Raw genomic sequence first — 7,947 nt, 5'->3', positions numbered from 1 at the left:
CGACTTGCATGTATTAGGCACGCCGCCAGCGTTCGTCCTGAGCCAGGATCAAACTCTCCATTAAAGACCAACCGAAGCTGGTTATAGAAAGAGCGATTAGCTCATGTTGAAACTGACGAGATAAAATATCTCATTGTTTGATTTTTTGCGAACAAAATCAGTTTACTCACTCGTTGTTCAGTTTTCAAAGATCAAATTCTTCATTCCATCGCTATCTTTTTCTCAACAGCAACTCTTATATATTATCATCTTCCAACTAACTTTGCAACAACTTCTTTTCTTTTTTCTTCAAATTCGTTCTGCTCATTAGCTGACCGACAAAATATCTTGTTTAATTGGCCGGAATAAGAATATAACACATAATCAAATTATATAGCAAGTGTTATTTGCTAAAATAATTCGAGTTTAATTTAAAATCAAAACAAACCCCAAAACCGATGAAGGTTGTGCAAATTCGGCTGGCTTTTAAGCAACCACAAATCAAGGTGACTTAAATCTGAAAAATATAAAAAAAACCGGCGATTTTATCGCCGGCTTCCCGTTAATTCAACAAAATGTTATGGAGTATGATGGCTAAAATATTGGAGCGTTCCAGTTGGATAAGAGTTCCACTCTCCCGGAAGGTTATAGGAGGAGGAACCGGACTTAATCCCCGATTTTCGGATAATAGTCCCATCATTCGGCATAAATTGTGTTTTGCCGTCAGGATCACCTAAAACGTCGATCGTTACACCGTTCTTTTTCAGGACATAGCCTGTCGTTACGTTTGTATTCGTTTCTAGTAACATCAATTCTTCATTATAGTATGTCGCAGGGACAATGTCGAAAAAGTCATAAAAAATGGAATCGATATATATATAAGGCATACCTTTCCAAAACGAATTAATAGGCTGGCTCCACACTTTGGGAGTATTTGTAGCTAGATTGTATTGATGAATCTCAAGTGAGTATCCTGCATTTTCTATAGGCTTAGAAGTATCTCCTACCGGATTGTAGAACAGCTCAATAGCAGTCCGGGTTTTATCTAAGGATAGATACTGGGAAAAATATAGATCCTCTGGCCCTTGAGGATTTGCTATCACTTGGAATACAGTGGCAGATCCGTTCGCCCCGATTACCCAGTAGTATTGAGAAATATCCCCATTCCATGTCCAAACTGTTCCGTTAAGAGGGATTGGTCCAGTAAAGGTAGAATCTGCCGTACCCGAATAGACTTTAAATGAAGTTTCACCCGGGAAAACTGTTGACATGTCATAAGTAATCGGATCTTTGACCCCTTGCTTGGTTCGGATTTGAACAATTCCGTTCGTCGTTAGAGGAGCATTTGTTACCTGAAAATTATAGGTGGCTGTTCCACCATGCCCGTCATCCGCAGTAATCGTTACCTTGGTACTTCCTGCCTGATTACCCGGAGTAAGAGTCAGCGTTGATCCGTTAACCTCTGCATTTGCCACACCGCTTGATTCAACAGTAGAAGTAAACGTCAGGGCATCCCCGTCAGCATCACTGAACAATTGGGATAGGTCGTAGCTTCTTGGATTGGTAACTCCTGCAGTCAACACTTGTTCATAAATGGCAGCTTCTACTTGAGGGCGTTGATTTGAAGATGGGTTAGACGAACCGGATGACTGGACATTGACCTGGAAGGTAGTTGAAGTTTCCCCTCCGCGACCATCCGTAGCCTTGATTTCTATGCTTGTCGTCCCTGCACTTAGTGCCTGAATTTTCAATTGGTCTCCAGTGATTTCCGCCGAAGCAACAGACGGAACGGAAGAGGTTGCCTTAAAGGTCAACGTATCTCCATCAGGATCTGTAAAAACGGAATCTAAATCGAGTGAGTAAACCGCATCACCTACAGTAAGCGACTGGTCGGCAGGTTTAGTTTCTACTGGATTTTGATTCTGTGGAGGTCCAGCTGTGACGGTGGTTTTGAAAGTTTCGATTACTTCCCCTCCCTGGCCATCTGTTGCTTTGATCGATACTAATGTGCTACCGATCGTTAATGGTGTAAGAGTGAGTATATCCCCATAAACGGCAGCCGTCACAACAGTCGGGTCAGAAACGCTATGAACATCGTAAGTTAAAACATAGCTATCAGGACTGGAAAAGAAATCATTTAAGGACAATTGAATATCGCCTGTATTTATTTCTTTCATCTGATCCGGAATCCCTGTGGAAATCGGGGATTCATTGACGCTAACATCATAATTAGTAGCGACTTCGCCCCCACGGCCATCTTCTGCTTTAAGCGTAATCGTTGCTGTTCCTGGGGAAACTGCATGGACTGTGGCTATGTTTCCGTTAACGGATATAGCAGCGACTAACGAATCCGAAGATTCTGCAGAAACGTCCACAGAGTCGCCATCGGGATCGTGGAATACCGAAGATAAATCCAGGGTATAATCTGAATTACCTAAAATCAGTGTCTGATTACCCGGCTGCTGATCTATAACCGGATTTTGGTTAGGTACAGCGGTTACTTCCATTTGAAACGACCGGCTTGTGCTGCCTCCATGGCCATCGGATGCCTTAACGGATACTGATGTGCTGCCAATCTTTAACGGTGTAATGGTAAGCGTGTCCCCATTGAGCACTGCAGATGCAACCGAAGAATCGGAAATATCAATGCTGTATGACAACGAATCCTTCTCATGGTCGGTAAAGAAGTCATTTAAAGATAATTGAATGTCACCTGAATTGATTTGTTTCGTTTGATCCGGAATTCCCATGGATGCTGGAGGTTCATTAACGGTAATATCAAAATTGGTTTTAACCTCGCCTCCACGGCTATTAGCCGCTTTTAGCTGGATGTTTGCTGTTCCTGAGGAAACCGCATGAACCGTGGCTTGATTTCCGTTAACGGAGACCGTCGCAATGGAAGGATCCGAGGATTCTGCCGAAATGGTCATTGGTTTGCTGTCCGGATCAAGGAATACCGGGGATAAATCCAGGATGTAGTCCGCATCGCCCACAGTGAGCGTTTGGTTACCTGGCTTCTGATTTACAACCGGATTTTGATTAGGTCCCGCACTTACCACTAATTGAAACGACTGGTTTGCGCTGCCTCCCCGACCATCGGACGCCTTGACAGTAACTTGGGCATGTCCTACAACTGCCGGAGTTAATACCAATTGATCACCCGTCAAGGTAAAGGTGGCAATGGAAGGATCATCGATCACAACCTCATAGGTCATGGGATCATTTTCAGAATCTGTAAAATATGATCCTAAAGACAAGGTCACATCGTCGCTTCCCAGCTGTTCGCTTTGATCAGGGATACCCAATGAAACAGGAGATTCATTAACACGGACCTTGAAACTCGTGCCCGCTTTTTTCCCGGCCTGGTCATCTGCAGCGATCGTAATAGTCGCAGTCCCTTTGCCAACAGCCTTGATAGACAGGTTGGTTCCCTCTACTCGGACTGTACTGATTTTTGTACTAGACGACACAGCCGTATATTTGAGCTCAGACTGCTCCTCATCCGTAAAATGCCCAAGCAAGTCAATTTGAAGTTCAGAATCGCCCACCGTTACGGCTTGATCGTCATATTTGGTCACTAACTTCGGTGCTGTATTGGTCACAACCGTAGAGCGCGAGCTACCGGAAGAGCTACTGGAAGAAGTTGTAGTGACTCCTGATACCGTCGAAGAGGACACACCTGCTGCAAATGAAGTATTCGTGACTTGGCTAGAGGAGCTTACACTAATGTTTGCTTCAGAGTTATTTACTTGTAAATTTGAAATGGTTCCAGCTACCTCCAGACTGACCGAGGAGGAACTGCTCACCACCAATGTATTAATGGAGGCCTGGCCTGTCAGAGCTACGGGCTGATCACTGTTGACTGACAATTGCTGAATAGTCCCCTGCAACTCTACCTGCTGGGCACCGGTAAGAACTTTTAACTGCTGTATCATTGAGGATGAATCATTTTCAATCGTTGCATTGGAAGTCAATGTCATTTGATCTACCCTTGAATTTCCTTGAATGACTACGCGGACATCCTGTTTGGATACCTCGACATCCTGCAGCTCAGATGTGTTAAACAATACGGTGTTTTGGTCACCGCCCTGAATATATGTTTTTTCTTGTGCCGTAAATTTAGAGGCATAGAAATCATGTTCAAGGCTTGACGTAACTGTAAAACTATTTTTGACATTCAAATTCATAACCGAAATGTAGTCGCCGTCAATAGTTAAATCTCCGTCAATCGAGGAGTTATGACCATCTAATACAAGATTGCCACTGAATTCGGAAGCTTGCCCTATCGGGGCTTGCCCACTCGCATGGATGACCAGTTTGGTGATTGATTCAATGGTCCGCTGTGATGCTACAAATTGAATATCTGCTCCCTTAAGAATCTCCTGGTTAGAGGTTTGCAGGATTCCTTTAACTGAATCCGAGAGTTTATATTCAATCCCGTTAATCCAGGCCTTTCCATCCTCTACTTTTTGGAGTTGGACTACATGGTCCTTGGGGAAAAAGGTAGACATCATATACTGGGCTATATCTTGACGCTGAACGGACGATTTAGGTTTAAAACCGGACTGATCCGTCTTCATGGAGCCCGACTGTAAAGCCGTATTAACGTATGGCCGTGCCCACGGGCTGACCCGATTCCAATCAGTAAGTTTAGCAGACTCCGTGGCGTTAGCTGTAATAGGAAGCCCGGCAGCCCGCATAAGCAGAACCGCAGCCTCCTCTCTGGTTACTGCCGCTTTGGGCCTGAATTTGGAGCCGTCGTCTCCATTCATGAGTCCTGCACGATGTACAGCCTCAATATAGGGACTGGACCAATTTTTCGAGTCTACATCCGAGAAGCTGCTACTTGCTGCTTTAGAAATAGAGAGTTGAAGAGCTTGAGTTAACAGAACCGCCATTTCTTGACGGGTCAACAAATCCGTTGGCCGATAGGATCCGGACGGGTCGCCATGCATAAGCCCGGCTTCAATGGCTTGCAGGATGCTTGTCTTTTGCTCTGAAGCAATATTATTGATGTCTTTAAAAGGCAGGCTCGCCAGAGCTACTCCGTTTGACGCATCACTGGCAGCAGATGCAATCGTCTGCAAAGCCGTTGGAGCAACAAGTGCAGCCAAGGCTAATGTAATCAGCCATTTATTGGGCTTAGAACTCATGATGTTCCCTCTATTCTTTTTATTCATTACGGTGCCTCACTGTTAAAGATACCGATATTATCCGTATAATCGATACCTTCATCAAACCATTCACTCGCCTCGTAGTGGCCTGCATTTCCATGGGTAACATCGGATTGTCTAGCTATAGTGGTATGAGGCTGAAACACGGCCGTATCAATCAACTGATTATCGTAATAGAGCGATAAAGTGACAGGTGCTGAATCGTCGTTATAAAATCCCATATCCATGAAGTAATCTACATGTGCATCACCAAAATACATGGTATCTCCTATCACAAAAGTAGCTCCACCTGGAATAGAAGCACCAGCGTTTTGACTTATTTCGATCGAATTTCCACTATCACTGCGTTCAATTCTAATTTTCGAAGCATCCAATTCCTCAGAACCCGCATTATAAAGCTCAATAATCTGCATCATAGGGTCGCCCTCCCCCCATGCCAACTCAGAGAAGAAAAGTCCTCTTTTTTCTCCAACAGTGACTTGGAAGATCGTTTGAACGGTTCCCCCCTTCCCATCATCTGCGGTGGCTGTGACTGTAGCACTCCCGACTGCAAGCGGAGTAATACTCAGTTGATCGCCTGTAACGGAAACCGTTGCTACGCTAGGGTCCGATGAACCAGCGGAATACGTTAGCAAGTCCAAATCTTCATCTGCAAAAGTTGAAGCAAGTCCAATAGTTGTGTCCATAGCACCCGCTTCTGTAGAAATATCATTTATCGTGTTTTGAACAACAGGAGCGTGATTAACCGCAGGCAAAGGAGTCACCGTTAGAGTGAAATTCGTATCCACCGTGCCACCGTTTCCGTCGTTCGCCGTTACTGTAATCATGGCGGTGCCTGCGTTCACTGGCGTTATTTTTAGGTCGCTTCCGTTTACCGCTACTGTCGCCACGCCTGCATTCGTCGAGGTTGCCGTGTATGTCAGCACATCGCTGTCTTCATCTGCAAACACACCCGCAAGACTCACCGTCTTGATGCCGTCTGCGGCTCCTGTCGTCACATTGCTGATCGACGTGTTCACCGTCGGCGCATGGTTTACGGCTTCCGGGATCACCGGCGTGATCGTCACGTTGAACTGGCTATTTATGGTCCCGCCCTTGCCGTCGTTCGCCGTAACCGTGATCTTGGTTGTTCCTGCGCTCACTGGTGTGAGAGTCAGCTGACTTCCATTCACCGATACCGTCGCTACGTTCGTGACCGAAGATTCCGCTGTGTAAGTCAGAGTGTCTCCGTCAACATCGGTAAAGCTATTTGCCAGATTAATCTTTTTAGGCTCATCTGCTGTACTTAACGTAATATCTGTAAACCCGGTAGTAACGCCTGGCGCATGGTTAGTCACTGAATTTGTTGAAGTTCCACCTCCAGATGAAAATGTCACGCTACTCGATGTAACTGTAGTCGTTTTTTGAACCGTCCCGTCAGCGGACTGAATTTGTCCAATCTGCTTTTGTACTTCGTTGTAATTTTGGATAACTTGTGAAACAGAAATATCTTTAGGTAGCTTAATCGTTTCAACTTTAAAATTCGGGTTCAATGTCACTTTAGCGTTTGCGTTGGCAACTTTTAGCTCCCCAATTGTCCCTGTTCCTTTAATAGAAATATCACTGCCGGAATTCACAGTAAGATGGTTTACGTTGCCATTCAGCTGGATATTAGAGACACCGTTTTTAAGCTCAATTATTCCTTTGGTATCCCCTTTAATCTGAACACCATCACCCGAAATTCGAAGCAGGCTGCTTTCCGGTAGACCATTGGTGTTTAACACAACATCTTTTTGCACGATCTCCAATTGTTGTAGCCCGTCCACATTACGATTGCGCGAATTAAACTTTAATATAGCTCCCTTTAACGCATCTTTATTGGAGTTTCCGATCAACTCTTTCAACTTTCCTTCTATTAAATAGGGAACATTATCAATTGTTACAATATCTCCATCAACGCTATTGATCGTAGCCGTTTGCTCTTGAGTTTTGAAAATATCCAGCAGGAAAGGAGCAATATCCTCCCTTTTTACTTCACCTGTGGGATTGAGCCTGCTGTCATGAATGTCAATTAAACCCAAACGAAGTGCCTTATCTACCGCTCCAGCCGCCCATTGGCTTACCGAGGACTGATCTTTAGGCAAAATACTTGATCCGCCCTCTGCATTAACCCCTCCGACTGCACGAACAAACACAGCTGCCAGCTCTTCACGCGTAACAGAATCGTTCGGACGGAAGTTTCCTAATCCATCCCCGGATAGAAGCCCGGCTTTTTGTGCGGCTTCTATATATGGCGCAGCAAATTGTTTGCTTTGCACATCTTTAAAAGTAGAAGAACTTGAAATAGGGTCCAATTTTAAAGCTCTGACCAATAATACTGCGAGCTCCTGGCGAGTTAATGTTGCTGCAGGGCGAAAAGTTCCTTGAGGATCTCCCGATAAAAGCCCCTGGCGTATAGCTTCTTGGATGGCCACCATTTTATCATTCGTCACATAGGATATATCTGAAAACGAATTATTGGCAGGCGTTGCAGCGTGAGCAGAAGTACCAAACGTCGCCTGAAGAGCAACAAGAGCGGCTGCCCACTTAAGTGAATAAACCTTCAATGGTTGTACCTCCTAATTTACTTTTAAGTAAAACGACCCTATTCAATCTTCGAAATGTTTCTACCTAATTCAAAGTTAATAAAGCCTATTCACTGAATTTATCGATAAATAATGCGTTTATATTATTTTTTTATTCATATATTTGTCGAAAATAAGTGATTTATGTCGTTTCGATTAATATATACGAAAGCTCTGAACCAATTCTGAAC

General features: G+C 44.4%; 2 protein-coding genes and 1 rRNA gene. All 3 read right to left on the bottom strand.

Going from position 1 to position 7,947, the window contains the following annotated elements; translation table 11 throughout:
• A 16S ribosomal RNA gene (locus KSP24_RS12445) occupies positions 1 to 64 on the bottom strand; the annotation flags it as partial.
• A 493-nt stretch (positions 65 to 557) separates the two neighbouring features.
• Positions 558 to 5,132 carry an S-layer homology domain-containing protein gene (locus KSP24_RS12440; RefSeq protein ID WP_216975240.1) on the bottom strand — a complete coding sequence of 1,525 codons (4,575 nt, stop codon included), beginning with the start codon at positions 5,130 to 5,132 and terminating at the stop codon, positions 558 to 560.
• Positions 5,133 to 5,158: 26 nt separating this feature from the next.
• Positions 5,159 to 7,738 carry an S-layer homology domain-containing protein gene (locus KSP24_RS12435; RefSeq protein ID WP_216975239.1) on the bottom strand — a complete coding sequence of 860 codons (2,580 nt, stop codon included), beginning with the start codon at positions 7,736 to 7,738 and terminating at the stop codon, positions 5,159 to 5,161.
• Between the last annotated feature and the right edge of the window lie 209 nt (positions 7,739 to 7,947).

It is taken from the genome of Paenibacillus sp. AK121 (genome assembly GCF_019042715.1).
GTDB classification, from domain to species: Bacteria; Bacillota; Bacilli; order Paenibacillales; family Paenibacillaceae; genus Paenibacillus; species Paenibacillus polymyxa_C.
The sequence above is the reverse complement of the archived record's forward strand: the minus strand, read 5'-3'. Positions and strand labels throughout refer to the sequence as shown.